This is a genomic window from Blastomonas sp. CCH1-A6, assembly GCF_001556365.1.
GTDB lineage: Bacteria > Pseudomonadota > Alphaproteobacteria > Sphingomonadales > Sphingomonadaceae > Blastomonas > Blastomonas ursincola.
The window spans coordinates 1-359 of the sequence record NZ_LSIS01000499.1; the positions used below are offsets into that span (position 1 = coordinate 1).

At 73.3% G+C, this 359-nt stretch carries 1 protein-coding gene; it reads left to right on the plus strand.

The genetic code is table 11. The features are described 5' to 3' along the window. Positions 1–247, plus strand: a 247-nt coding sequence (locus AX735_RS26150) for a hypothetical protein (RefSeq protein WP_202189642.1), incomplete at its 5' end; no start/stop codon positions are given. Positions 248–359 lie beyond the last annotated feature (112 nt).

Consider the following 359-nt stretch of genomic DNA (forward strand, 5'->3'; position numbering starts at 1 on the left):
TCAGCTCGCGCATGCGTCCGCGCCTGCGCTCGCCTGGGCTGCCGTGGCGAGCCTGGCCGCCATCCCCGCGATGCTGTTCGCGCGGCGGCTGGACGATGTCGCCGCGCGCGCGCTCGCGCTCTATATCGCGGTTGCCTGCGCCGCGCCGATCTTCGGATGGTTCCCGGTCCCGCTTGTGGGCGCAGGCATGAGCTTCCCGCTCGGCCTCTGGCTCGGCATCGGTCTGCTCGCGGCGCGGCGCGGCTAGAACCGGCGCTCGAGCCAGTCGACGGCAAAGCGCGTCATCGCGGGCGCCTCGACCAGCAGCGCATCGGCGCTACCGACCTTGCCCTGCCGTCCGCCGCCCGCCGCGAAGAAAT